Source organism: Streptococcus sp. SR1 (genome assembly GCF_000526075.1).
Lineage (GTDB): Bacteria > Bacillota > Bacilli > Lactobacillales > Streptococcaceae > Streptococcus > Streptococcus halitosis.
Genome location: NZ_JATR01000010.1, coordinates 14,812 through 35,081, shown reverse-complemented (window position 1 = coordinate 35,081; position 20,270 = coordinate 14,812). Strand labels below are relative to the sequence as shown.

At 39.2% G+C, this 20,270-nt stretch carries 34 protein-coding genes; 5 read left to right on the top strand and 29 right to left on the bottom strand.

All coding sequences use genetic code 11. The features are described from left to right. From HMPREF1518_RS02610 to HMPREF1518_RS10820, 20 genes are all read right to left on the bottom strand, one after another. Positions 1–244: YopX family protein (locus HMPREF1518_RS02610; RefSeq protein WP_033583946.1), on the bottom strand; the 244-nt coding region annotated here is incomplete at its 3' end. A gap of 12 nt (positions 245–256) precedes the next feature. After that, positions 257–535 carry a hypothetical protein gene (locus tag HMPREF1518_RS02605; protein WP_033583944.1) on the bottom strand — a complete coding sequence of 93 codons (279 nt, stop codon included), beginning with the start codon at positions 533–535 and terminating at the stop codon, positions 257–259. Position 536: 1 nt separating this feature from the next. Further along, the gene (locus tag HMPREF1518_RS02600; protein WP_033583942.1) at positions 537–1,025 is read right to left on the bottom strand and encodes a MazG-like family protein; all 489 of its coding nucleotides are present in this window, start codon (positions 1,023–1,025) and stop codon (positions 537–539) included. A 10-nt stretch (positions 1,026–1,035) separates the two neighbouring features. Continuing rightward, positions 1,036–2,214, bottom strand: coding sequence for a DNA cytosine methyltransferase (locus HMPREF1518_RS02595; protein ID WP_033583940.1), 1,179 nt, complete (start codon positions 2,212–2,214; stop codon positions 1,036–1,038). Further along, entirely contained in the window at positions 2,211–2,471 is a 261-nt protein-coding gene (locus HMPREF1518_RS02590) for a DUF1372 family protein (protein WP_033583938.1), read from the bottom strand. The genes HMPREF1518_RS02595 and HMPREF1518_RS02590 overlap by 4 nt, the downstream gene beginning before the upstream one ends. Then, a complete protein-coding gene (locus HMPREF1518_RS02585; protein WP_033583936.1) occupies positions 2,468–2,713 on the bottom strand; it encodes a hypothetical protein in 246 nt (81 codons plus the stop codon). The genes HMPREF1518_RS02590 and HMPREF1518_RS02585 overlap by 4 nt, the downstream gene beginning before the upstream one ends. Continuing rightward, positions 2,713–3,291 (bottom strand): hypothetical protein, encoded by a 579-nt coding sequence (locus tag HMPREF1518_RS02580; RefSeq protein ID WP_033583934.1) that lies wholly within the window; start codon positions 3,289–3,291, stop codon positions 2,713–2,715. The genes HMPREF1518_RS02585 and HMPREF1518_RS02580 overlap by 1 nt, the downstream gene beginning before the upstream one ends. A 149-nt stretch (positions 3,292–3,440) precedes the next feature. Beyond that, a complete protein-coding gene (locus tag HMPREF1518_RS02575; RefSeq protein ID WP_033583933.1) occupies positions 3,441–3,779 on the bottom strand; it encodes a hypothetical protein in 339 nt (112 codons plus the stop codon). After that, the gene (locus HMPREF1518_RS02570) at positions 3,776–3,964 is read right to left on the bottom strand and encodes a hypothetical protein (RefSeq protein ID WP_033583954.1); all 189 of its coding nucleotides are present in this window, start codon (positions 3,962–3,964) and stop codon (positions 3,776–3,778) included. Before HMPREF1518_RS02570 ends, HMPREF1518_RS02575 begins: the two co-directional genes overlap by 4 nt. Then, positions 3,964–4,467 carry a DUF1642 domain-containing protein gene (locus HMPREF1518_RS02565; RefSeq protein ID WP_231458936.1) on the bottom strand — a complete coding sequence of 168 codons (504 nt, stop codon included), beginning with the start codon at positions 4,465–4,467 and terminating at the stop codon, positions 3,964–3,966. Before HMPREF1518_RS02565 ends, HMPREF1518_RS02570 begins: the two co-directional genes overlap by 1 nt. Then, on the bottom strand, positions 4,448–4,726 hold the full coding sequence (locus tag HMPREF1518_RS02560) for a hypothetical protein (protein ID WP_033583931.1): 279 nt from the start codon (positions 4,724–4,726) through the stop codon (positions 4,448–4,450). The genes HMPREF1518_RS02565 and HMPREF1518_RS02560 overlap by 20 nt, the downstream gene beginning before the upstream one ends. Before the next feature lie 120 nt (positions 4,727–4,846). Further along, the gene (locus HMPREF1518_RS10580) at positions 4,847–5,077 is read right to left on the bottom strand and encodes a hypothetical protein (protein ID WP_081730789.1); all 231 of its coding nucleotides are present in this window, start codon (positions 5,075–5,077) and stop codon (positions 4,847–4,849) included. 14 nt (positions 5,078–5,091) lie between these two features. After that, complete coding sequence (locus tag HMPREF1518_RS02555) at positions 5,092–5,862, bottom strand: ATP-binding protein (protein WP_033583929.1); 771 nt, start codon at positions 5,860–5,862, stop codon at positions 5,092–5,094. Further along, entirely contained in the window at positions 5,856–6,014 is a 159-nt protein-coding gene (locus HMPREF1518_RS10885) for a hypothetical protein (RefSeq protein ID WP_197018553.1), read from the bottom strand. Before HMPREF1518_RS10885 ends, HMPREF1518_RS02555 begins: the two co-directional genes overlap by 7 nt. After that, on the bottom strand, positions 6,002–6,805 hold the full coding sequence (locus tag HMPREF1518_RS02550) for a phage replisome organizer N-terminal domain-containing protein (protein WP_033583927.1): 804 nt from the start codon (positions 6,803–6,805) through the stop codon (positions 6,002–6,004). Before HMPREF1518_RS02550 ends, HMPREF1518_RS10885 begins: the two co-directional genes overlap by 13 nt. Further along, on the bottom strand, positions 6,802–7,140 hold the full coding sequence (locus tag HMPREF1518_RS02545; RefSeq protein WP_033583925.1) for a hypothetical protein: 339 nt from the start codon (positions 7,138–7,140) through the stop codon (positions 6,802–6,804). The genes HMPREF1518_RS02550 and HMPREF1518_RS02545 overlap by 4 nt, the downstream gene beginning before the upstream one ends. Further along, complete coding sequence (locus tag HMPREF1518_RS02540; protein WP_033583924.1) at positions 7,137–7,565, bottom strand: hypothetical protein; 429 nt, start codon at positions 7,563–7,565, stop codon at positions 7,137–7,139. Before HMPREF1518_RS02540 ends, HMPREF1518_RS02545 begins: the two co-directional genes overlap by 4 nt. 11 nt (positions 7,566–7,576) lie before the next feature. Further along, a complete protein-coding gene (locus HMPREF1518_RS02535; RefSeq protein WP_000398535.1) occupies positions 7,577–7,867 on the bottom strand; it encodes a hypothetical protein in 291 nt (96 codons plus the stop codon). 111 nt (positions 7,868–7,978) lie between these two features. Continuing rightward, a complete protein-coding gene (locus HMPREF1518_RS02530; protein WP_033583922.1) occupies positions 7,979–8,185 on the bottom strand; it encodes a helix-turn-helix transcriptional regulator in 207 nt (68 codons plus the stop codon). Between the two features lie 17 nt (positions 8,186–8,202). Beyond that, complete coding sequence (locus HMPREF1518_RS10820) at positions 8,203–8,370, bottom strand: hypothetical protein (protein ID WP_156025209.1); 168 nt, start codon at positions 8,368–8,370, stop codon at positions 8,203–8,205. A 55-nt stretch (positions 8,371–8,425) separates the two neighbouring features. On the opposite strand from HMPREF1518_RS10820, the gene HMPREF1518_RS02525 reads away from it, so the two are divergent. Beyond that, entirely contained in the window at positions 8,426–9,136 is a 711-nt protein-coding gene (locus HMPREF1518_RS02525; RefSeq protein ID WP_033583920.1) for a DUF4145 domain-containing protein, read from the top strand. Here the strand turns inward: HMPREF1518_RS02525 and HMPREF1518_RS11030 are convergent. Both HMPREF1518_RS11030 and HMPREF1518_RS02520 read right to left on the bottom strand, forming a co-directional pair. Continuing rightward, positions 9,133–9,264, bottom strand: a complete 132-nt coding sequence (locus HMPREF1518_RS11030; protein WP_269317204.1) for a hypothetical protein — start codon at positions 9,262–9,264, stop codon at positions 9,133–9,135. The two genes, HMPREF1518_RS02525 and HMPREF1518_RS11030, sit on opposite strands and share 4 nt — an antisense overlap. 74 nt (positions 9,265–9,338) lie before the next feature. Further along, positions 9,339–9,614 (bottom strand): hypothetical protein, encoded by a 276-nt coding sequence (locus HMPREF1518_RS02520; RefSeq protein WP_033583918.1) that lies wholly within the window; start codon positions 9,612–9,614, stop codon positions 9,339–9,341. 168 nt (positions 9,615–9,782) lie between these two features. On the opposite strand from HMPREF1518_RS02520, the gene HMPREF1518_RS02515 reads away from it, so the two are divergent. From HMPREF1518_RS02515 to HMPREF1518_RS02500, 4 genes are all read left to right on the top strand, one after another. Beyond that, entirely contained in the window at positions 9,783–10,523 is a 741-nt protein-coding gene (locus HMPREF1518_RS02515; protein ID WP_033583917.1) for a helix-turn-helix domain-containing protein, read from the top strand. Positions 10,524–10,594: 71 nt separating this feature from the next. Further along, positions 10,595–11,080, top strand: a complete 486-nt coding sequence (locus HMPREF1518_RS02510; protein ID WP_033583915.1) for a hypothetical protein — start codon at positions 10,595–10,597, stop codon at positions 11,078–11,080. A 168-nt stretch (positions 11,081–11,248) separates the two neighbouring features. Continuing rightward, positions 11,249–12,394: a site-specific integrase gene (locus HMPREF1518_RS02505; RefSeq protein ID WP_033583913.1), complete on the top strand. Its 1,146-nt coding sequence runs from the start codon at positions 11,249–11,251 to the stop codon at positions 12,392–12,394. 106 nt (positions 12,395–12,500) lie between these two features. Continuing rightward, positions 12,501–13,358 (top strand): DUF975 family protein, encoded by an 858-nt coding sequence (locus HMPREF1518_RS02500; RefSeq protein WP_033583950.1) that lies wholly within the window; start codon positions 12,501–12,503, stop codon positions 13,356–13,358. A gap of 40 nt (positions 13,359–13,398) precedes the next feature. Here HMPREF1518_RS02500 and HMPREF1518_RS02495 read toward each other — a convergent pair whose 3' ends face one another. The 7 genes from HMPREF1518_RS02495 to thrC all read right to left on the bottom strand — a co-directional run bounded on the left by HMPREF1518_RS02495 (position 13,399) and on the right by thrC (position 20,195). After that, positions 13,399–13,761, bottom strand: coding sequence for a DUF1304 domain-containing protein (locus tag HMPREF1518_RS02495; protein ID WP_033583911.1), 363 nt, complete (start codon positions 13,759–13,761; stop codon positions 13,399–13,401). 10 nt (positions 13,762–13,771) lie between these two features. Next, entirely contained in the window at positions 13,772–14,197 is a 426-nt protein-coding gene (locus tag HMPREF1518_RS02490) for a MarR family winged helix-turn-helix transcriptional regulator (RefSeq protein WP_000723483.1), read from the bottom strand. A 158-nt stretch (positions 14,198–14,355) separates the two neighbouring features. Next, positions 14,356–15,219 (bottom strand): DUF2262 domain-containing protein, encoded by an 864-nt coding sequence (locus HMPREF1518_RS02485; RefSeq protein ID WP_000184916.1) that lies wholly within the window; start codon positions 15,217–15,219, stop codon positions 14,356–14,358. Positions 15,220–15,368: 149 nt separating this feature from the next. After that, entirely contained in the window at positions 15,369–16,580 is a 1,212-nt protein-coding gene (locus HMPREF1518_RS02480; RefSeq protein ID WP_000746970.1) for a LysM peptidoglycan-binding domain-containing protein, read from the bottom strand. A 165-nt stretch (positions 16,581–16,745) separates the two neighbouring features. After that, positions 16,746–17,366: an HAD family hydrolase gene (locus HMPREF1518_RS02475; RefSeq protein ID WP_033583906.1), complete on the bottom strand. Its 621-nt coding sequence runs from the start codon at positions 17,364–17,366 to the stop codon at positions 16,746–16,748. 3 nt (positions 17,367–17,369) lie between these two features. Continuing rightward, positions 17,370–18,650 carry an MATE family efflux transporter gene (locus HMPREF1518_RS02470; RefSeq protein ID WP_033583904.1) on the bottom strand — a complete coding sequence of 427 codons (1,281 nt, stop codon included), beginning with the start codon at positions 18,648–18,650 and terminating at the stop codon, positions 17,370–17,372. A 60-nt stretch (positions 18,651–18,710) separates the two neighbouring features. Continuing rightward, positions 18,711–20,195 carry a threonine synthase gene (thrC, locus tag HMPREF1518_RS02465; RefSeq protein ID WP_033583903.1) on the bottom strand — a complete coding sequence of 495 codons (1,485 nt, stop codon included), beginning with the start codon at positions 20,193–20,195 and terminating at the stop codon, positions 18,711–18,713. Between the last annotated feature and the right edge of the window lie 75 nt (positions 20,196–20,270).

Genomic DNA, 20,270 nt, shown 5'->3' with positions numbered 1-20,270 from the left:
AAAAAACAGTGTATAGACTATCGAAAAATTGAACGATGTCCCCCTCGAAAATCTCGACACCATTTAGGTCTTTGAGTCCTGTTGATTGCATGAGCTCGATTTCATCAAACTCAACTGACATTTCTGTACACCTTTCGGTGTCTCCCTGGTGACAGATATCTAAAAACTTGCTGTCGAATGAAATATTAGTAACATCGCACATCCATTTCAACGACTTCATCCACGCTCTAAATTTCGGAATCATGACATATCCTCCTTAAATAAACAAACTAGCTAACCAAATTAAAAATGCACATGTAATGATTTTCGAAATACTGCTCTTCACAGCATATGAATAATCCTCTTCAGATTCTTTTTTGCTGGGTAACACAGGCCAGATGAAAGATAGTAGTGCATCCATCCCTAATGCTTGCCAGACTGTAATTTTCCCAACTGGAACGATCGTTGTGATGATTTCATTCCAACCATACTGAACCACGAATGGCGATACAACAATTACAAATACAGAACCTAAAACAATACCTAGTTTTTTCATTTTACAAATCCTCCTCTTTCACAAACACCCCATCAACAATCTTGCCCTTTCGGTCTTTGATAGCATCATAGGCAATCTGCAAGCAACTGTCTGCATCTGTCCCGTTGAATAACGAAACAGAACTAATCACACTGTCGAGAAACATCAAGTCAGACTTAATCAGAGGCATCTGTGTCTCATTGTGACAGACATGAGCATATAGCTTCTGAGCAATATTCCCTAAACTCGAAACCATCAACAGCAATTCAAGTTCCTGTTGATTTGCTGAAATCTGAGCACCGTTCTTGATTTGTTGCTCAAGCCCAATCAATACGACTTGAATATCACCAAGCGCATCATAAATCAGCTCAGATTTGTCCTTTGCAATTCCCTCAAACAATTCTCCTTGCTCTTCCATCAGCTTCAAGAACTGCTTGACTGGATTCGCTTCATGTAAGTTTCGGTCAACAAACCATTGTTGTACTTTATTTTCTAATTCCGTGTTATTCATTATTTTTCTCCTAAAGTTCTTTTGCTATTGCAGCGATAACATTGACTGTCACGCTGTTTCCTGCTTGCTTGTATAGTTGACTGTTGCTGTTTACTTCTTGAGCTTTATCAAAAGCCCAATCTGGAAAACCTTGTAACCTCCAGCATTCACGAGGTGTTAGCTTTCTAATCCTAAAATCAGGATCAACCACGCCTTGACTCTCTCCAGTTAAGAGAGTATTTGCTATCTTCTTACCTACTCGCCCTCTGCGTGTTTTAGAGTTAGGGTGTGACAAATTCACGCTATCCCCAACCTCTGCTTCTGCATAACCTTGAGAAGTTGCCTCTGTTATTTTTAAAACATTGTTTTCGTGATAGCTATTCCTAGTCAAAGTAGGAGCGATATCATGTTCTCCGCCTTGATTATAACCGTGTGCTCTTTGAATAATTTTTACACCCTCCCCTTTATTTGTTGTGAGTGTGGGAGACAATCCAGTTGAATCATAAACCTCTCCATTCATCCCATTTCCTGAAGGATGGATGTTTCCGATGGACCTCACTTTCTGCGATTCACTTTCAATAATGTAAGACCCGACCCCTTGACTGTTTGGGTATCTGGTTGTAAGGGTATTTGTTGACTGTTCTTGATGTTTATCAACTTTTCTGCCAGTGTCTGAGAGAGGAAAAATTCTTCTGGTACGTTCTCCTCTAAGATGTCCGATAATGAACACACGTTCGCGATTTTGGGGGACTCCAAAATCCTTGCTGTTAAGCACTTGCCATTCCACATCGTACCCCAGCTCATCCAAGGTTGAGATAATGGTCTCGAATGTAATTCCGTTTTCGTGATTGAGGAGTCCTTTGACATTCTCAAGGAATAGATATTGAGGTCTGAGAATAGATGCGAACCTAGCAATTTCAAAGAACAAAGTTCCTCGTGTATCTTCAAAACCTCGTCTGTTTCCTGCAATTGAGAAAGCCTGGCACGGAAATCCTCCACAGATAGCGTCCACACGTCCGATTCTTCGAATAGACTCATCTGTGACTCTTGTAATGTCATGTAATTCAATTTCTCCCTTCGTGTCGTGTATAGCTTTATAACTGGCTCTTGCGAATTTATCAATCTCACAAAAACCTATACATTCATGACCTGCCGATTCCATTCCCAAACGGAATCCGCCGATGCCTGCGAATAAATCAAGAAATTTCAAATCCTCACCTTATCTCCAATTTTCACCTTCTCATACACTTCTTTCGTGACTACGAAAATGCCGTAATCACGAATCGTAATCGTGTATAACTTCCCATGTCGTCCTTTCTCAACGACCTTACCAAAAATCTCAGCGCATTGATTATCAGCCTTATAGACTACAATCGGTTTCTTCTCTTCTAAATCTCGAATCCTGCCCATCTGCCAGACATTCAATGCAGCAGATAGAAGAATCCAAATAGCTATAAATCGTTTCATTCTGTGACCTTCTTCTTTCCTCTCATGAATTTCGGCATTTCACCGTGATATTCTTCAAGAAGAAAATATTTTCTGCAGCACTCAGCGTAGTCATAGGTTTTATTAACTTTTAATTTTTGCTTGAGTGTTTTCTTAAATTTCTTCGGACATACAGCAAATGAAACTTTATCATCGACAACTATCCAGGCTATAAAAAATCTATACGAATAATTATAGTGTTTTCGTTTTTGTCTAAGATTCATCACTCTACCTCCTCATTTTTTATTGATTCATACGCTCTTTTATAAGCATCCAAATATAGAAATACTATTTCAGACACTTTTTTACCAGCGAATTCAAGAGTCTCATAGTATTCTGAATCTTGTTCACTCAGGAATTCTCGAACAGTATCAGTAATGTGTTTGAATCCATGCCGATCATCGAAATTTTCAAATAGTTCATCAAAATAATATCGATCATTTTCGTCTAAGTCTTCATATCGCTTATTATCAAAGAAATACTCAAGAATAATTTTTTTAGCTTCCTCTTCATCATAAACAAAAAGATTCCGACTAGATGCTTTGATTTTTTCAATAAAATATCCAGAGTTATTTGTGAAATCCTTATAGAAATCTTCCCAATTACCCATATTGTTAAAATTTACTGCAAGCAGCTCTCCAAAATCCCCTGTGATAGCTAGAGATGAATTTTTCTTATCGAAAATATATCTTAGATTATACATTAGATTATATTCTGGACTATGATAATCAATGATTGTAATATCATCTAATTCGATTTTTTTAGCAATATGCTTGTTAAAATAGTGTGCAAATGATTCCATCACTCTACTCCTTGCTCTTAATTTCTCTAGTGAGTCTATTTTTTAAAACATGACTTGTAAAATAAATACCGTCTGCATATGTATAATAATCAGCGGTTTCTTCAAACCACTGACTTCGTGTGTACGGGTATCTGTTTGGTCGTTTCATGTTACCACCTCACATATAAGTATTTTGTATCGATGTCTTGTCCTAAAATACAATCTCTCAATGATCTCAAATCTTCTAACGCACTGCTAACAGTCCCCCATTTGTTCTCAGGTTCATACTGTATATACTTTTCAGGATACTGTTCCAATTCTGAGATACCACGTTGAATGTTTTCAAAAATCTGAGCGACATTGTAGATGGTACCTTGTTTGAAATCCCAATCCATAGCGATCCTGAACATTTTTCCAAGATTGTAAGTCGGAGAGCTATTTTCAGGTTCATCTATGCAAATATAGTCTCCGCTTTCTATTTTCGCTAAGATTTCCAAATCATAACTCATCTACCCGACTCCTCCGCATTATACTGCAACCATACTAGGCATTCATATAGATCCCTTGCTTGCCTTTTGATGTTGCTTAATGATTGACTGCTCAATTTATCATCATTTTGTAAGACTTCTATCTTGAGATTTAAAGTAGCAGCAGTCAATTCTTTTTCTTTTTTTAAACTTTCACTACATGACATCATTCCACCTCCTGAACTTCCACACCCTCGCAATCGAATATCCAACTCATACCATTTTCTTCTAGATCAGTTTTAGTATGATATCCTGAGTAGAATACTCCATCATAGCTAGAGAAAATATAATCTTCATCTTCCGTGTGATAGTACAACTTTTGTCCACTTGATTTCAGAGTTACAATATATCTCTTCTCGATCTCGTAGCCTAGAATCCATGCAAGACAGAATTTTTCGATATTGCCTTCGTAGAACCAATTGGGAACTCTCTTATCTTCGTAATCTTCGATTGTTCTCATTGCTCCATAAACATGAAAATTATATTTCTTTTTAAATTCTATATAGTCAGCTACGAATTTCGGAATTGTGACTTTCTCCGGTTCGTCTAGTTGTTTGATTGTATTGATGATCCTGTCTACATCAATACAATTTATAAATCTATTTTTATCTTCTTTCAAAGTTTTGCAATAATCAATCAAATCCTGCTTATTAATCTTCCAACTCCTCAATTTCTACTCCTAATTCAACAAGTTCTTGCTTTAGCATTTCAATTCGATTCTGGATGGTTTCTGTGATTAGACCAGACAATATCTCATCTGCTTGGATTTCTTTTGAAAGAAATCCAAAAGCCGTACGAAGAATATAATTAGTCTCTAGCCTTGTAATTTTAAGTTCACCCCAGCACTTGCGTTTAATTTCTAAGAAATATTTGTACTCTTTAATCAATTGATTGATATCTCTAGCTTTGTTTAAGTCTTCAAGCTTCATTCTCAAACTCCCACTTGTTTCTAAAAATCCAGCTCTTGCCCCTCATGGCTCAAAGACACAAGAGCTAGCAAATTCTTTATACGTCATTCGTCCAAGTCTGACGCATATTCTAGCTCGCTTTTAACGTGGTTCTCGGCACGTTGATTTTGTTGCTAAGTAGTAGCAATCTACCGCACCATAATCAAACCTCACATCGTCTTTCCCAATGTATTTTTTGAATTTTGGTCTGGTAATACCTGAGAAAGCCCACTGATGGTCTTTCATCCGTTCGATAAGTTCATCCACATTGTTGAAATCACCAAGAAAAAACTTGCAGTGCCCATTGTAGACGAAATATAGTCTTAATAACAAGGTGTCCCACCTCTCTAAAAGTAATCTTTCCTTTTATTTTTTAAGTCATTAAATACCATCAGATGATCATTGTCTACACCTTTCATCAACCGACTCATAAACGGCCGACCGTAGCGTTTCTGAATTTCTTGTGCAGTCAGATTAGTCGTGATAACCGTATTGGCCCTTTTGTTGAGAATGTTGTAAAGGATACCGAAGGACCACTCACTATCCTTCTCCATCCCAAGATCATCCAAGACCAAAAACTTTGCACTAGCGATTTTATTAACCAGGAACTCTTCCTGACTAAAGTCCGCCTTGATTTTCATCAGTAAGTCAGTGACATTGATAAAGATAGCAATTTCTTTTGTAGCTTCTGATAAAGCTTTCATCATTGCAAAAGCAAGATGGCTTTTACCCGTTCCAGCTTCGCCTTGAAAAACAACATTATTTCTAGCACCATCAGACCACTCCCGACAAATCCTATTTGCAAAAGCTAGCTTTTCCGCCTCTTTTTCAGTAGGTGTGTCAAAGTTATCGAGAGTAGCATTTTTCAGTACATCATCATAGAGAGAGAATCTCTCAAGATAGAACTTCCGCTCTCGTTCATGCTCAGCATCAGCCAACTCATTGACCTTTATTTGATTCTCTGCATGGATCCGTTCCGATTCACATAAGCGACAAAGGACATCATTTGTCCGAAGGATTTTGATAAGAGGAATTCCGTGCTTGTCGCAAATTTCATCCTGCTGTTCAGTATTCCTGAGGTAAGATGAAGCCGTTTCTTCTAGTGCATTGGTTACCATGACACCTTACCCCCACAAGCCTGCCAGCTAGCCATATCTGACAAGCAGGCTATGACAGTAGAGAGAGGTTGTTTTATAAGCAGTGACTTCTTTTCTTCGCTAATAGGATAAAATTCATCTTCAAATTGCTTGATAACTTCTAAAATCCCCATTCGTCTTTTACCTCCTGTCCTGATTTTTTCTCCTTGTGTTGCTTTTCCGATTGTCGAACTTGTTCAACTGTCGTAACCTGGTTCATCTGCCAATTTCTTAAAATGCCACCAATATATTTGATGTTTGGTTTACCTAAATTAATAGCTGTCTTCAATGCTTCTTTAACTAGCTCAGCATCATTTTCCTTTAGCAGATGATTGATTTCCTCAATCTCAAAACCTGATAGTAATCTACGAAACTCAGATTGAAATAATTCAAGGATGTTTTCGCTACTACTAGTAGTAGTTATATTCTTATCTTTATCTAATCTATTCTTAATCTTAGTCTTATCTCCTTCTGCTTCTTCTTCTAGTGCGTTACCGTCCGTTACTGTAACGTTACATGTAACGTTACCTAGTGCAAGACTTTTCTGCTTTTCACGGTGTCTTGCTACACGATTCCGTGTTTGTTCCTTGATTCTTTCCATGCCATCAATATTTTGGTGCTTCTCCCAGTTTGGTAATGTGATGACTCCGTCGATAATCTCAATCATTCCAAACTGTTCAAAGACTCCTAGAGCCATTCTTACACTATTTAGAGGTCTTTGAAAAATTGTAGCAAGCATTTCATCAGTGTAATGAACTTTATCTGACATCATCAAAAGTCCGTTGCGATTATGTTTGCCAGCAAGAGCTAGGATTTTAAACCAAATAACCAAAATTGCATCATGATCTGGTAGTGCATCAATAAGACGTATCTTTTCATCATCAAAAATATCCGTCGTAATCTTAATCCATTTGATTTCACTCATGCGCTATTCCCCCAGTATTTTTCTAGGTCAATATTCATCACCGCAGCAAGGTTCTTTTGCTCGGTCAAAATTTGTCTGCGATAGGGAGCCAGACCAGCTTGTCGCTCCTCTTCACTTCGTGGCAAGTAATATCCATTTGGCTTCATCTTCTTAGCTACGATAGGATGCCCAAAATTCACACGCAGACTCTCAATGATCTCTTCCAGCTTACGCTTTGACAGTCCAGTTTCTAGGCGGATTTCGCTCGCTTGAATGGGCAGGTCGAAAGTAGCGCAATTCATGATCATGTTTAACACACGGATTTCCATCTCGCTCATGTCACGGCTAACAGTCATGTCTTTGCCCTCCATTTTCTTTGATTCTTACGGAAATCCAAAGTCATTTCCTGATAAAGCAAACGCCCATTTTCTTCTAAGAGGCCTGCATTTTGACTTCTTAGAAGATCATTATTTCTCGCTTCTTCATGATAATCACGAGCCAGTCTGTCATAATCTTCGATGCATGCTCTAAAAACTTGTGGTACGTCCTCAATCGATGAAGGAAGTCCGACAGGTGGTTGGGAATCATAAGTGAATCCTCTATCACAGTTTTTCAAGTTTCTTCGGGCAACTTCTCCGAAATCTTCTGTTTTTTCAATGATGACTACTACATTTTGTTCATCCGATTTTTCATTTTTATCAGTCAGTAGCAACAGGATGAATACCACGATAAAGATTGCCACTAAGCCAAGCAATTGGCTTGATAAAGTTGGTTCTGTCATTTTGTTCTCCTTTACGCTCTTAATTTTCGTACTTGTTTTTCTAACTCTAAAATCTCATAAACATCATTGACATCGTACATAATATCTTTCCCTTGCTTACGAAATCTTAATCCTTTGCGTTCTAACTTCTTAATATAGCCGTGAGTAAAGCCGAACTTCTTCATCAAAGCCTGTTGATTGATTGGCATACGATCATTCTCTAACTGCTCCTTGACCTGCTTTTCAGCAAAGGCCAATAATTGATTCGTGAACAATTCAGCACTTTCGCCGTCCAATCGTAATTGTAACGTTATACCTTCCATTTTCTACATCCTCTCAACTATGCGGGCAAGCATTTTTGTGATATAATGGTTTAAATTACTTTAGTATGTGCCTGATTTCCGTCAGGCGCTTTTTTGTTTCCAGTTATGAAGTTACCGTTTCGGTGACTTTCTTGGTAAAAAAATATCTTGCAAAGGTTTATCAAAAAAGCTACGTAAGAAAAACATTTCATCCTGAGTAAAAGCGCTCTGTCCCTTCTCTTTCTGACGATATGCCGTCTCAGAAATTCCAAGCTTTTGAGCTAATTCTTTCTGTGTAATGCCTTTTTCTTTTCTTAGTTTATACAAATAAATTTGCACGTTCCTACCTCCTTATCTTAATTCATCTGAACTCTCAAAATAGCATTATCTAATTCCTGCTCAGAGCTTTCTTGCTTATTTTGGGTTTTGGCAATAAAGTCTGAGTAAGCATCTTTCCAAGCCTTGACTATTTCTGTAGTTGAGGCTTTTATTTTCCCGCTATATGGATACCGTCTTGGTCTCATTTCCTCACCCCTTTCAAATATGGTATAATCAAAATAAAACGATTGGAGAAATAATATGTCATTTGACCTTTCCAAATTAAGCCTAGGCGGTGGCTTCGCAGGCAATTCAAAAGCCTTTCAATGCCCTGTATGTTCAGGTTTCTCTTCCCATTTATGGACTTATAATCCTATTAATATCAATAGAGATTACAACGAATCTATCAAATTTATTATAATTGCACAATGTCAGGCCTGTAATCAATTTTCTATTTGGATAACAAATGAAATCCAAATAACGTATAGCCCCAGGGTCGTATTAAACACAAGCGATGCAACGTTGGCATTAATTTTTCCAAATGTTGCCGAAGGAGTACCTAAACCTAATAATGATATGCCTGATGATGTGAAAGAAATCTATATTGAAGCAGGCGAAGTTCTAAATATCTCGCCTAGAGCCTCTGCAGCTCTATCCCGTCTAGCTATTGAAAAGCTTGTTGCTCATTTAAACGCACAGGGTAAAGATTTAAATACCCAAATTGGAAATCTTGTCTCTAAAGGAATGCCAATAGAAATTCAACAAATGCTAGACAGTGTTAGAGTAATAGGGAATAATGCTGTACATCCAGGTCAAATAGACATAAAAGATAACAAAGAGTTAGCTTTATCATTGTTAAGTTTTATCAACTTGATTGTAGATAATCGAATCACCCAACCTAAAAAAATTCTAGACATATATAACCTATTACCTGATTCCTACCGAAATTCTATTGAAAGAAGAGACAATTAATTTTTCTCAAAGATTAATACATTTTCTTTGTCCCAATACTGAGTTACAACTCTAACCGGGTCATCTTCTGTTCCTTTCCCTCGTTTAAATGTAATTTTTATTAATTCAACAATTTCAACACTTTCCACCTCTTTTCCTCCTTTCTCTTTTTTTTGCTCTATGAGCAACAGCCTGCCAGGGAGTCGAACCCTTGTGCTACCGATCAGGCTACATTCATTTTGTCCATCATTCCTGCGAATGCTGCATCGAAACGAATGTCATCGATTTCGTCTTGAGTGAAACCAGCATCAAGAAGGTAACTCTCTTGGCGTTCGATCTCTTCTCCCAACTCTGTCCATCCGAAAGCAAACTGACGGCAGTTGTTCCAGAATGATTCAAGCTGACCATAGAGGAAGCGTTCCTCGTATGTGTTTTGAAGCAAGGTTTCTGCAACCACTGCTTTGAAGATGTTGATGGCTTTCTCGTTTAATGTGTTCATGATGTTTTCCTCCGGTCTGTTTTTGTTATTTCCTTAAGCTTGATTTAATTATATCACCATTTTGGTGACTTGTCAACAGTATTTTAATTAAAAAGTAAAAAAAGTTGCGTTTTCGGTGACTTTTTTATATAATCTACTTATAGAATTACTAAAATTGAGGTACGGAATATGGATTTGAAAAAATACATCGGAAACCAAATTAAAACTTTTCGAAAATCAGCCGGTTTTACTCAAGATGAACTTGCAAAAAGATTGAATACTACTAAACAAACTATTAGTAGATATGAAAAAGGAGATAGGAAAGCCAATCAAGACATGCTATTTGAGCTTTGCGATATTTTCGGTGTCTCAATAGATGATTTTTTCCCTTCTCAAAACGAGACTCTTCAATCCCCTACCACTTCCTCCATCCAAACCATCTACGATGAACTAAACCCTCCAAGACAAGTAAAAGTCCTGAATTATGCAAAGAGGCAACTGAACGAGCAGAAAAACGAAGAAGAAACGAAGGAAAACGAAGTATCAGAAGTTATTCAGCTCTACAGTTACGACTACTACGACCACCCAGCTTCTGCAGGTACAGGTCAGTATTTGAACGATGTACGAGTGGAGCGGATTGAGTTGCCAGTAGATATCGATGCCGACTTCGTCATTCCAATCAAAGGGGACTCCATGGAGCCTGACTATCACGACGGCGACCTGGTATTCATTCAGACCAGCGTGGACTTAAATAACGGTGTTATCGGAGTGTTCAACTACAACGGTGATGCTTATATCAAGCAGCTTGTCATCGACAAAGAACAGGCATACCTACATAGCTTGAACCCTGCGTACAAGGATATGCCAATCACACCAGAGACCGACTTCCGAATTATCGGCGAAGTCGTGGACATTTATCGGGAGAAATAAAAACCATAGCCGAAGAGGTCATGGTCAAAGAAGAATATCTAGCATTAGTAAATTAATCAGTAAGGAAAAAAATGAAGAAGATAACATTATTAACTACAATCGTGGTTCTTATAACTTTATTAGCATCTTGTAGTGAAACAAAAGAAAATAGCGCATCAAAAACTAGTGAAATATCAAAAACATCTTCTAGTTCTAGTCATGGACTTGAAAAATCAGAAGGCAAAGCAAAAATTAAGCCGGCTAAAAATTTTAAATCAACACCGATTGGAGATTATAAAATTGTAGACAATAACTGGTACGGAGCTTGGCCTGATGATACAAAATTAGTTATTGATGACTCAGTGATTCAAGTTATTGACCCAAGTACAGTTTTTTCAAAGTATTTAATTCATCTAAACGGGAAAAAAGATAACCCTGCCATTTTAAAAATATTTGTTGATGATAAAGAGGATTTTGATGTAACTAAGGTATCGAAATTTTATGTCAGAGCAAACGGAACTCACTCATATAAAGGGAAAGAAATTCCTCTATTTTTAGTGGATGGTTTTGAATATTAAAATAAAAAAATCCCCACACTCTCCGACCGCCAAGTTTTTGAGTGTGAGGGTTCAATCTTCCATGTGACAAGCAATGGAAAGGATGATAAAAAAATACAACTATAGTTTATCATAAGTTCTACACCTTTTCAACTATGCGGGCAAGCAATCGAAAAGAAAGGACTTTTTATGATAAAAAAATACATTACCAAAAAAGGAGAGACTAGATATCTCTTTCAAACATACCTGGGCATAGACCCTGCAACTGGAAAAGAAAAACGCACAACAAGACGTGGTTTTAAAACTATAAAAGAGGCCAAGACTGCCGAGCGTGATCTTCTCTTAGATGTTGAAGAGAATGGTTTTTCAAACAATGATGATTTTCAGAATCCTACTTTCGCTGAAGTCGCTGAGTTATGGCTTGATAGCTATAAAAGCACCGTCAAATCAACAACCTATCAGAATGTCAAGAAAAAACTTGATATTATGATTGACTTGTATTTTACAGATATGAAAATCAAGCAGATCAGTGTCGCTTATTGTCAAAAGGTTGCTATAAAGTTAAGTAATCGCTATATCCTATATTCCAATTACTACTCTGTCATTAGCCGTATTTTCAAGTATGCCACTTCTCTTGACATCATTAAGTCAAATCCCTTAGACAAGATTATCAAGCCTAAAAATAAACCCTTAAAGGGCAAAGAAAACTACTATACAAAACAGGAACTAACGGAGTTCCTTAAAGTTTCCAAAGCAAATTTTAAGCCTGTAGACTACACTTTTTTCCACTTACTCGCTTTTTCTGGATTGAGAACTGGAGAAGCAATCGGCCTCATGTGGTCAGATGTTGACTTTGAAAATAAACGGTTAAGCATTTCTCGCACGGCTGTCGTGATTGGCAACAAACAAACTGTTCAGGATCCTAAAACCAAAAGGAGTAAGAGGGTTATCACCTTAGATGATGAAACTCTGAATGTTTTGAAACTCTGGAAACGACAGCAAATAAAAGAATATTTCCAGGCTGGTGTGCCTTACAAACATGATTCAAATTATATTTTTACGAATGACATAGGGGGATGGCTTTTAGCCGCAACTATGAAAGTGAAACTTAGCAGATTCTTTCGTAAACACAATAAGCTTAAAAAAATTTCGCCTCACGGATTTAGGCATACACATGCTTCTCTCCTTTTTGAAGCTGGTGTTGCAGCAAAAATTATTTCAGATAGACTCGGTCACAATAATGTTCAAATCACTCTTGATATGTATACCCACATCAATGATAATCAACGTGTTGAAGTAGTTGACCAGCTCATGGATTTCATCCGCTCCAGCTAAAAGTAAAGTCGTATTCAATATCGTATTCACTTTTGGTTAACACGCTAGAAGTCCACTGTTTTCAAAGGATTAGCAAGCTATGTACTATTTATGGTATAATGAAAGAATGAAATACCCAAAAATTGATTTAAAAACCATTCGTCTGCAGACTAGGCAATTTCAGGCTGAAAATCCCCGCCTCTTTCTCGTCTATCTCTTACCTAGCATACTGGTCATCTTATCAGGCTTTCTCAACCCCTTGGCTCGTCTCCAAGAAAGTGTTTTAGAGCAATCCTTTTTCAGCATGCTGGCACAAGTGCTCCAAGCCTATCTCTTCCCGCTAGTGGTTTCTTTTGTGAGCACGATTTTTCTAGCAGGTGCTGCCTTTGCGACACTCCGACTCCTCAAGGATCCTGATACAGAACTCTCAGTAAAATCAAGTCTAGCCCTCTTTGCTGAAGAGCGCTTCTCGCAAACCTTCCTAACTCTGCTCCTCAAACGTTTCTACCTCTTTTTATGGAGCATTCCAAACTTAGTAGGCGTTTATTTTCTCTTTTATAGCAATCTCTTGGCTCGGAGATTTGTCGCCCTACATCCTGAATTTCCAAAATTAGACCTCTCATCCGTTGAAACCAAGCAATTCCTTATGACCTTTGGACTCTACTTTTTCGCGAGTCTCATCTTGATGATTGTGGGCAATATCCTCTATATCCCGCAACATTATGCTTACTCGCAGGTAGAATTCCTCCTCTGCGACACTCTGGATTTAGGACAAGTTAAACCCCGTCAAATCCTGAAAACCAGCCGTTTCTTGATGAAGGGTTACAAGTTTCAACGCTTTGTCCTCGACCTACAACTACTCCCTTGGTACTTCCTCAACTGGATTACTTTTGGAATTGCTAGCTTTTCAATCCTTCCCTATATCCAAAACAATCACATCTTCTTTTACAGAGCCCTACTAGCCCGTAAACGTCGAAATGGATAAGAGTCTACAAAAACCAGCGTCCTGAACGACGCTGGTTTTCTTATTTCAAAAGCAACATACTCAGCAGAGTCAAAATAGCAGGCCCACCTTGCTTTAGAATAATCTTCTTGTCTGCTGTCAGAGAACCGTAGGTCGCTGCACCAAGCACAAATAAAACAAAGATGGTCACCATTTCCAAACTTTGTGAGAAATAAATCCCGTACAAGAGAAAGACACCTATCAAGGCATTATAAATCCCTTGATTTTTAAATAATGAACTCACTGAAGGACGAGCCAGTTCTTCTTTATCCACATTAAACACTCGACTAGTAGTATCTGATTGCGTAGCCACACTTTCCAAATAAAAAATGTAAAAATGCTCCAAGGCAACGATAGTTGCTAAAATAGTAGTAATGATTGACATCGTTTTCTCCTTAAAATTCTATTTTTTCTAGACCTGACACTAGTTTCGTCAGTAAAGTTGTTAGCTCTTTCTGCTCGGTTGTCGATAAGATGCTCTCCATCTGTTCCTTTACTCGCAAATGATGTTTAGGCGGACTGACTAAGAGTTGATTTTTGGCTTCTTGGGTTAATTCAACTAAGACTTCTCGCTGATTGGCCGGATTACGCTTGCGACTGACATAGCCCTCTGACTCTAGTATCTTAAAATGACGGGTCAAGGCCGCCTGATCGATTTGCAACTTCTCCTGAACGGCAATCTGGTTGCAGGGTGACTGCTGCAGTAAAAACTGCAAGATTTGATAGCGGGTCAAACTAATTCCCAATTGTTTCTCAAAAAGTTGAGTGATCATCTGATCTGTTAAATGGAGCTGGTACAGTAAGTCGTTAATTTTTTTCATTTCTACCTCCTTGCGTACACTTGATTTATCAACTATTGATTTGTCAAGTATATTACAGAAAGATTAAAAACGCAACTATTTTGCTTACTCACGAAAAATAGCCTCTTGGTTTCAATCCCAAAAGGCTATTATTTCTATATTCTAGATAAAATCCAGCACTAACCTACCAAATCTGCTCGAAGGATTTCTCCCTCTTTATCAATGACAACTTCGATGGCATGGCCTGCAAAAATTTCCTCGCTATCATCATAGTAGAGGGTCAATTCCCCGTCTTCGTTGATCGATAGTTCACTCAAGGAAAGAGAGTTGGTAAAATACTCTTCTGTTAACTCCACATCATTTTCATCTGAATCTATCCAGTCTTGAGCTGTTTCCCACAGTTCTTTGACAATATAGTCTTTAATCCGAGTATCTTGAACTTGGAAAGTTCCCATAAATTTCTTTAGATCATCAAAAGAACTTGGAGGGAGACTTTCATCTGCACTCGCAGCAAAGATAGCATGAATCTTACCACCCTCGTAAGTGATAAATCCTTCAAACCAAGAATAGGCTCTGTTTAAGGTGAATTCGCCAATATCGTCTTGAATGATGACCGGTTTTTGGTAGGTTTCAATCAAGGTCTCTAACCTAGAGTCTGAGGATTGGTCATCTAGGTATTCCAGCAAGTGGTAGCAGTTATTAGCTACTTCTGACATATATGGCTCTAACTCCATGAAGGGGCGTTTTTGACATTTGATATGATGAATTTTGTAGGGTTCAAAACTAAAGCCCCATCTCTTTTCTTCAAATTCCTCAGAAGTCAATACCCATTCCAAACGTCCCTCACGTTCAGAGAATTCCTGGGTTACAACATTGACACTAGCTTTAAAATGAACGGACGGCATTTTACAACCATCTTTTAAAGAAGCGGCCCCAGTTACATTTTGGAGGGTAAAAATCAAGAATTCGACAATTTCACCACAAAATTCCTCTTCAAAATCATCTCTTGTTTTCTCAAATGGAGTTTTTAATCGATTTGTCATTCACTTCATCCTTTCTCTCTATGCTTAAGAGCGTTAGTATAGTTTTGTATTCGCTTACATTTTAACATGTTTTAGATTTTATTTCACTTATCAATACTATTTTACACAAAAAGAAGCTACACTTTTAAATGTATAGCTTCTTATTATTCTTAATTCATTGATACATGGACATGGTCATAGTGATTTTCGGTCACACTACCACGGTCTGGCATTGGATTCCACGTGTAGGCAGGTCCATATTTACTATCGTATGGAGCGTAGAAACGTTGTTTCCAGATGATGTAGTTGATACCACGGCTAGCCATATTTTGAACCGCGTATTCCGCGATTTGATCACCAAGTGCTGAACTCACTGGGACCATAAAGTCGATGGCCAATCCTTTACCATGGTCTCCACTGTCACCAGGACGGTAGCCGCTAAAGGATGTAATTCCAAACAAATTGGCAATTTCTTCTTTGAAGGCTGCAGTTTGTGGTTGAAGACCAGCATTCTCAGACTTAGCTACAGCAAGTCCTACATAGTCAGGAGCCGCTGGAGCTGAATAAGTTCTTGAAGGAGTTTGGCTTTGCTCTGCTTGATAAGTCGAAGTTGCAGTGTCAGAAGTTGCTGTTGATGCTGCTGTTTCTTCTGCTACACTTGTTCCTGTTGTATCAGCAGGTGTTTCAGTTGCTAGAGCAGCTGCTACTGGTGCTTCTGCTGGAGTTGTTGCAGCCGTTTCTTCGGCAGCTGGAGTCGCCACTTGTGGAGCTTCTTCAACTGGACTAGTTGTTTCTGCTACCGGTGCTTCCGCTGGAGTCGTTTCAGCTGTTTCTTCTGCTACAGGTGTTTCTGTGGATGGTGTCTCCTCAGCAACTGTCGCTGTCTCAGAAACTTCTGAACTTGGCGCTACTTCTGCTGGTTTTTCAGTCTCTGTTGCAGTTGGAGCTTCCTCAATTGGTTGAGAAAGGTCTTCTACTTGAACTGTTTGTTCATCGACTGTCACTTGATTGGTTGTCAAATCAGCTGTCGCAGTCGTCACTTCTTCACTAGCATCTGCTTGAGGAGTTTGGATTTCAACTTCCGTTACCTCTTCTGCCTCATTGACAGTTGTAGTGAGGACAGTATCTGGGAAAATCAAGTCCATATTGGTGATTTTGTTCAAATTTGCAAGAACTGTGACATCTACACCCAAGGCTTCTGCAATGGTGCTCAAGGTATCACCATACTGTACTGTATAGCTTGTTTTGTTGTCCGTTTTAGTCAAATCGTTTTGGATTTGCTCAACACTACGTGCAGTCCAAAGGACTTCTTCTGCTTGAGTTGCCAATACTGGGACAAATGACAAGGCTACTGTTGAGGCTAAAATCATTCTTTTCTTCATTCGTTCATATTCCTTTCAAATGAGTACCTGTCTATCATAACACAAAAAAAGCTGAAAAAAAGCCCTCTCGGGCCTATTTAATAGAACTGTCTATTCCTTGTAACAAACTCGATTACTTGAAATAGTTTGTTAGGTCTCTGTCACACAACTGACACAATCTTCTCGTTACTTACTCTCAAAAATATGAGGAATATCTGCTAGTGCTCGAATCATGTGATTGCCTTCAAAAGAAGACTCTAAAAAGTTGATGCTTTGAATACCGCTATTCTTGGCAAATTCCACATCTAAAGTCCGGTCCCCTATATAATAGGTCTTCTCAGGATCCAGCTGATACTTGTCTAACAAATAGGTAGCCGCTTCTGGACTAGGCTTGCGCTCAAAGCCACTCTGACTGGTTAAAATCTCTGTAAAATAGGATTCCAATCCCAGATTCTTTAGAATAGTAAAGGCATTGTCTCCTTTATGAGTGTAAACAAAGTTCCGAATCCCTACTTGGTCTGCCCAATTCAACACCTCACGCGCACCTGGCATCAAAACTATCTGGGCATTCTTCTCAGCCAAACTCTGGGCACGCACCTGATTAAGCACTTCCACATCCAGTTTTCGCTCTTCTGCCACCTGCTCCAGTAAATCTTGCACCGAAAACTTGAGGATAAACTCTCTCACTTTCTCCTTGTCATAAGGAATAGAAAACTGACCAAAGGTTTCCTCAATCCCTGACAAAATCGCTTCGTAAGAGTCCAATAAGGTTCCATCTAAATCCCAAATAAAAGCTGTTTTTTTCATTTCCTATCCTTTCAAGCTCATATAACTTTGGTAACGGTAGCGTAGAAATAACCATCGAAAACCATTGTCCAATAACGTTCCAGCCCAAATACCAGGTAAACCCCAACCAAGCACAATTCCCATCAGATAGGCTGTCCCTATACGGATACACCACATCCCAATACTTGTCGCATAAAAGGGGAGGCGAGCATTTCCCAATCCCTGCCAAACTGCCGTATATATAACTGTCCCTGTCGCCATGGGGGTTCCTAGTAGAGAGAACAGTGCCACCAAAACGCTCGCTTCAACCGCTACAGGATCGGTCGTATAGAGATGAGTCAATGGTGTCCCCAAGGCATAGATACTGAGAGTTAAGGGCAACATGAGAAGCAGGGAAAGCCAAAAGGTTTGCCTGCTCAAATCATCTACTCTTTCCCAGTTATCCTCTCCAACTGCTCGAGCTACCTGCATGACCGTCGCCGTAGCGACGCCAAAGGCAGGCATATAGTTAAACTGGGTCAAGACTTCTCCGACTGCATTCCCCGCTACTGCCTCCGTCCCAAAAGAAACAACCAAGGCAATGATCACTACATCTCCAGCTCGCATCATGAGACGTTCCCCTGCCGCTGGCAATGCCAAGGTCAGTAAGTCTTTATCCAGTCCAAAAGTCGGTTTCTCAAAAGGCAGCTTTAATTGCGACCACAAAATCACAAGACCGACTAAGCGAGACAAGATAGTCCCCCAAGCAACACCCGCTATGCCCATATCAAGGACAAAAATGGCTAGACTTGAAAAAAGAATATTCAAGGCATTGGATAACAGACCAACATAGAAGGGTAGACGCGGATTATGCGTTGCACGAATCAAGGCACCTAGACTGGTCATCAAGCCCAAGAGAACAATCGATCCACCCACCAAAGATAGGTAGAGCCCACCACTCTCAGCCACCTCCTGCTCAGTTCCCAAGAGCCCTATCATCTCTTGCCCGGCAAAGAGCGATAAAGTGCCTAACAGTGCACTCAGCAATAGGGTTATCTTGAGAGCCTCTGTCACGTGATAAGCCAACTTGGACTGATCTTTCTGCCCCAAACTTTTTGAAATAACACTGGAAATAGCAGCCCCCAGAGCGATAAAAATGGCCTGGTAAATCGTGATAATATTGCCAGCCACTGAAACACCCGAAATAGCGATTAAGCCCAAGTGAGCGACCAAGTAACTGTCCACCATTCCCATGAGCATCTGCAAAAAGTTTTCACCCATAGCTGGCAATGCAATATTAAGAATGTCTCTATTTTTCTTAAACAATCCTTCCTCCTGATGAAAAGAAACTCAGTTGGTTTCCCAACCGAGTTTACTCCCTCTGTCTTAAAGTCCTAGATAAGCCTCAACCGCTGCTTGCATGTCAGCAGCTGCCACTGTTGTTTTATGACGAACTGGAGCTGTTTCAAGGCCATCAACCGCTGGTGGCACTGCCACTCCTGAAATGTCATGTAATTGAGCCAAAGCTTCAGAGTCAGTCAAGCCAACCTTCCCAGTTACCGCTTCTACTGCAACCACTGGGAACTTGTATGGACTAGCTGTTGAAGCAATCACTGTCTTAGTCGCATCGCCAGTAGCCACTTGGTATTTTCTATAAACAGCTGAGGCAACCGCCGTATGTGGATCCTCGATGTAGGCATCTGTTTGATAAACACGCTTGATTTCTGCCGCAGTTTCTTTCTCCGTCGCATATTCAGCTGCAAAGAGTTCCAGGATCGCTGCATCAAAATCAGTCAACTCATATTGTCCTTGCGTGTTCAAGGCATTCATAAGTTCAGCTGTCTTAACCGCATCATTCCCCAAAAGATGGAAAATTAAACGCTCTAAGTTTGAAGATACTAAGATATCCATAGATGGGCTAGTCGTTACCTTAAACTCACGTTTCTTATCGTAAACACGTGTTTTAAAGAAGTCAGTTAAAACATTATTGTCATTTGAAGCACAGACTAATTTGCCAACTGGCAGACCAATTTGTTTAGCATAAAAGGCAGCCAAGATATTTCCAAAGTTTCCTGTTGGTACTGTGAAGTTGACTTTTTCACCAGTCACAATCTCACCAGACTTGACCAACTGAGCGTAGGCATAAACATAATAAACAATCTGTGGTACCAAACGACCAATGTTCATAGAGTTAGCTGATGAAAATTGCAACTTGTTCGCTGCCAATTTTTCACGAAGAGCTTCATCGTTGAACATGTGCTTCACATTTGTTTGCGCATCATCAAAGTTTCCATCAATAGCGATAACATGAGTATTGTCGCCAGTCTGAGTAGTCATTTGCAACTCTTGCACCTTGCTGACACCATCCTTTGGATAAAAGACGATAATCTCAGTTCCAGGCACATCGGCAAACCCTGCCATCGCAGCTTTCCCAGTATCACCAGATGTCGCTGTCAAAATGACAATCTTGTTCTCCAAACCATGCTTTTTAGCGGCTGTCGTCATAAAGTACGGCAAGATAGACAAGGCCATATCTTTAAAGGCAATCGTTGAACCATGGAACAATTCCAAGTTGTATTGCCCATCCAATTTCACCAATGGCGCAATAGCTGGAGTATCAAACTTGCTATCGTAGGCATTGTTGATACAGTAGTCCAACTCCTCAGCCGTAAAGTCATCTAAAAAGGCTGATAAAACTAATTTAGCCACTTCTTGGTAAGAAGCATCTTTTAATGTGTCAAAGTCCAAATCCACCTTTGGATAAGTAAGTGGTGTAAACAGACCACCATCCGTCGCCAAACCTTGTAAAATAGCTTGGCTAGCAGTTACTATATTGTTGGCATCACGCGTTGATTGATAAACTAATGTCATTACTCTCTATCCTTTATCTATAGTCTCTTCCATTATATCATGATTTTTCAGAAAATTCTCGCTTTATTAGAAAAA

Coding starts and splice junctions, on each gene's coding strand:
- HMPREF1518_RS02605 (WP_033583944.1), bottom strand. CDS start 535: ATGAAAAAACTAGGTATTGTTTTAGGTTCTGTATTTGTAATTGTTGTA.
- HMPREF1518_RS02600 (WP_033583942.1), bottom strand. CDS start 1,025: ATGAATAACACGGAATTAGAAAATAAAGTACAACAATGGTTTGTTGAC.
- HMPREF1518_RS02590 (WP_033583938.1), bottom strand. CDS start 2,471: ATGAAACGATTTATAGCTATTTGGATTCTTCTATCTGCTGCATTGAAT.
- HMPREF1518_RS02585 (WP_033583936.1), bottom strand. CDS start 2,713: ATGAATCTTAGACAAAAACGAAAACACTATAATTATTCGTATAGATTT.
- HMPREF1518_RS02580 (WP_033583934.1), bottom strand. CDS start 3,291: ATGGAATCATTTGCACACTATTTTAACAAGCATATTGCTAAAAAAATC.
- HMPREF1518_RS02575 (WP_033583933.1), bottom strand. CDS start 3,779: ATGAGTTATGATTTGGAAATCTTAGCGAAAATAGAAAGCGGAGACTAT.
- HMPREF1518_RS02570 (WP_033583954.1), bottom strand. CDS start 3,964: ATGTCATGTAGTGAAAGTTTAAAAAAAGAAAAAGAATTGACTGCTGCT.
- HMPREF1518_RS02560 (WP_033583931.1), bottom strand. CDS start 4,726: ATGAAGCTTGAAGACTTAAACAAAGCTAGAGATATCAATCAATTGATT.
- HMPREF1518_RS02555 (WP_033583929.1), bottom strand. CDS start 5,862: ATGGTAACCAATGCACTAGAAGAAACGGCTTCATCTTACCTCAGGAAT.
- HMPREF1518_RS10885 (WP_197018553.1), bottom strand. CDS start 6,014: ATGGGGATTTTAGAAGTTATCAAGCAATTTGAAGATGAATTTTATCCT.
- HMPREF1518_RS02550 (WP_033583927.1), bottom strand. CDS start 6,805: ATGAGTGAAATCAAATGGATTAAGATTACGACGGATATTTTTGATGAT.
- HMPREF1518_RS02545 (WP_033583925.1), bottom strand. CDS start 7,140: ATGACTGTTAGCCGTGACATGAGCGAGATGGAAATCCGTGTGTTAAAC.
- HMPREF1518_RS02540 (WP_033583924.1), bottom strand. CDS start 7,565: ATGACAGAACCAACTTTATCAAGCCAATTGCTTGGCTTAGTGGCAATC.
- HMPREF1518_RS02535 (WP_000398535.1), bottom strand. CDS start 7,867: ATGGAAGGTATAACGTTACAATTACGATTGGACGGCGAAAGTGCTGAA.
- HMPREF1518_RS10820 (WP_156025209.1), bottom strand. CDS start 8,370: ATGAGACCAAGACGGTATCCATATAGCGGGAAAATAAAAGCCTCAACT.
- HMPREF1518_RS02525 (WP_033583920.1), top strand. CDS start 8,426: ATGTCATTTGACCTTTCCAAATTAAGCCTAGGCGGTGGCTTCGCAGGC.
- HMPREF1518_RS02520 (WP_033583918.1), bottom strand. CDS start 9,614: ATGAACACATTAAACGAGAAAGCCATCAACATCTTCAAAGCAGTGGTT.
- HMPREF1518_RS02515 (WP_033583917.1), top strand. CDS start 9,783: ATGGATTTGAAAAAATACATCGGAAACCAAATTAAAACTTTTCGAAAA.
- HMPREF1518_RS02510 (WP_033583915.1), top strand. CDS start 10,595: ATGAAGAAGATAACATTATTAACTACAATCGTGGTTCTTATAACTTTA.
- HMPREF1518_RS02505 (WP_033583913.1), top strand. CDS start 11,249: ATGATAAAAAAATACATTACCAAAAAAGGAGAGACTAGATATCTCTTT.
- HMPREF1518_RS02500 (WP_033583950.1), top strand. CDS start 12,501: ATGAAATACCCAAAAATTGATTTAAAAACCATTCGTCTGCAGACTAGG.
- HMPREF1518_RS02495 (WP_033583911.1), bottom strand. CDS start 13,761: ATGTCAATCATTACTACTATTTTAGCAACTATCGTTGCCTTGGAGCAT.
- HMPREF1518_RS02490 (WP_000723483.1), bottom strand. CDS start 14,197: ATGAAAAAAATTAACGACTTACTGTACCAGCTCCATTTAACAGATCAG.
- HMPREF1518_RS02485 (WP_000184916.1), bottom strand. CDS start 15,219: ATGACAAATCGATTAAAAACTCCATTTGAGAAAACAAGAGATGATTTT.
- HMPREF1518_RS02480 (WP_000746970.1), bottom strand. CDS start 16,580: ATGAAGAAAAGAATGATTTTAGCCTCAACAGTAGCCTTGTCATTTGTC.
- HMPREF1518_RS02475 (WP_033583906.1), bottom strand. CDS start 17,366: ATGAAAAAAACAGCTTTTATTTGGGATTTAGATGGAACCTTATTGGAC.
- thrC (WP_033583903.1), bottom strand. CDS start 20,195: ATGACATTAGTTTATCAATCAACGCGTGATGCCAACAATATAGTAACT.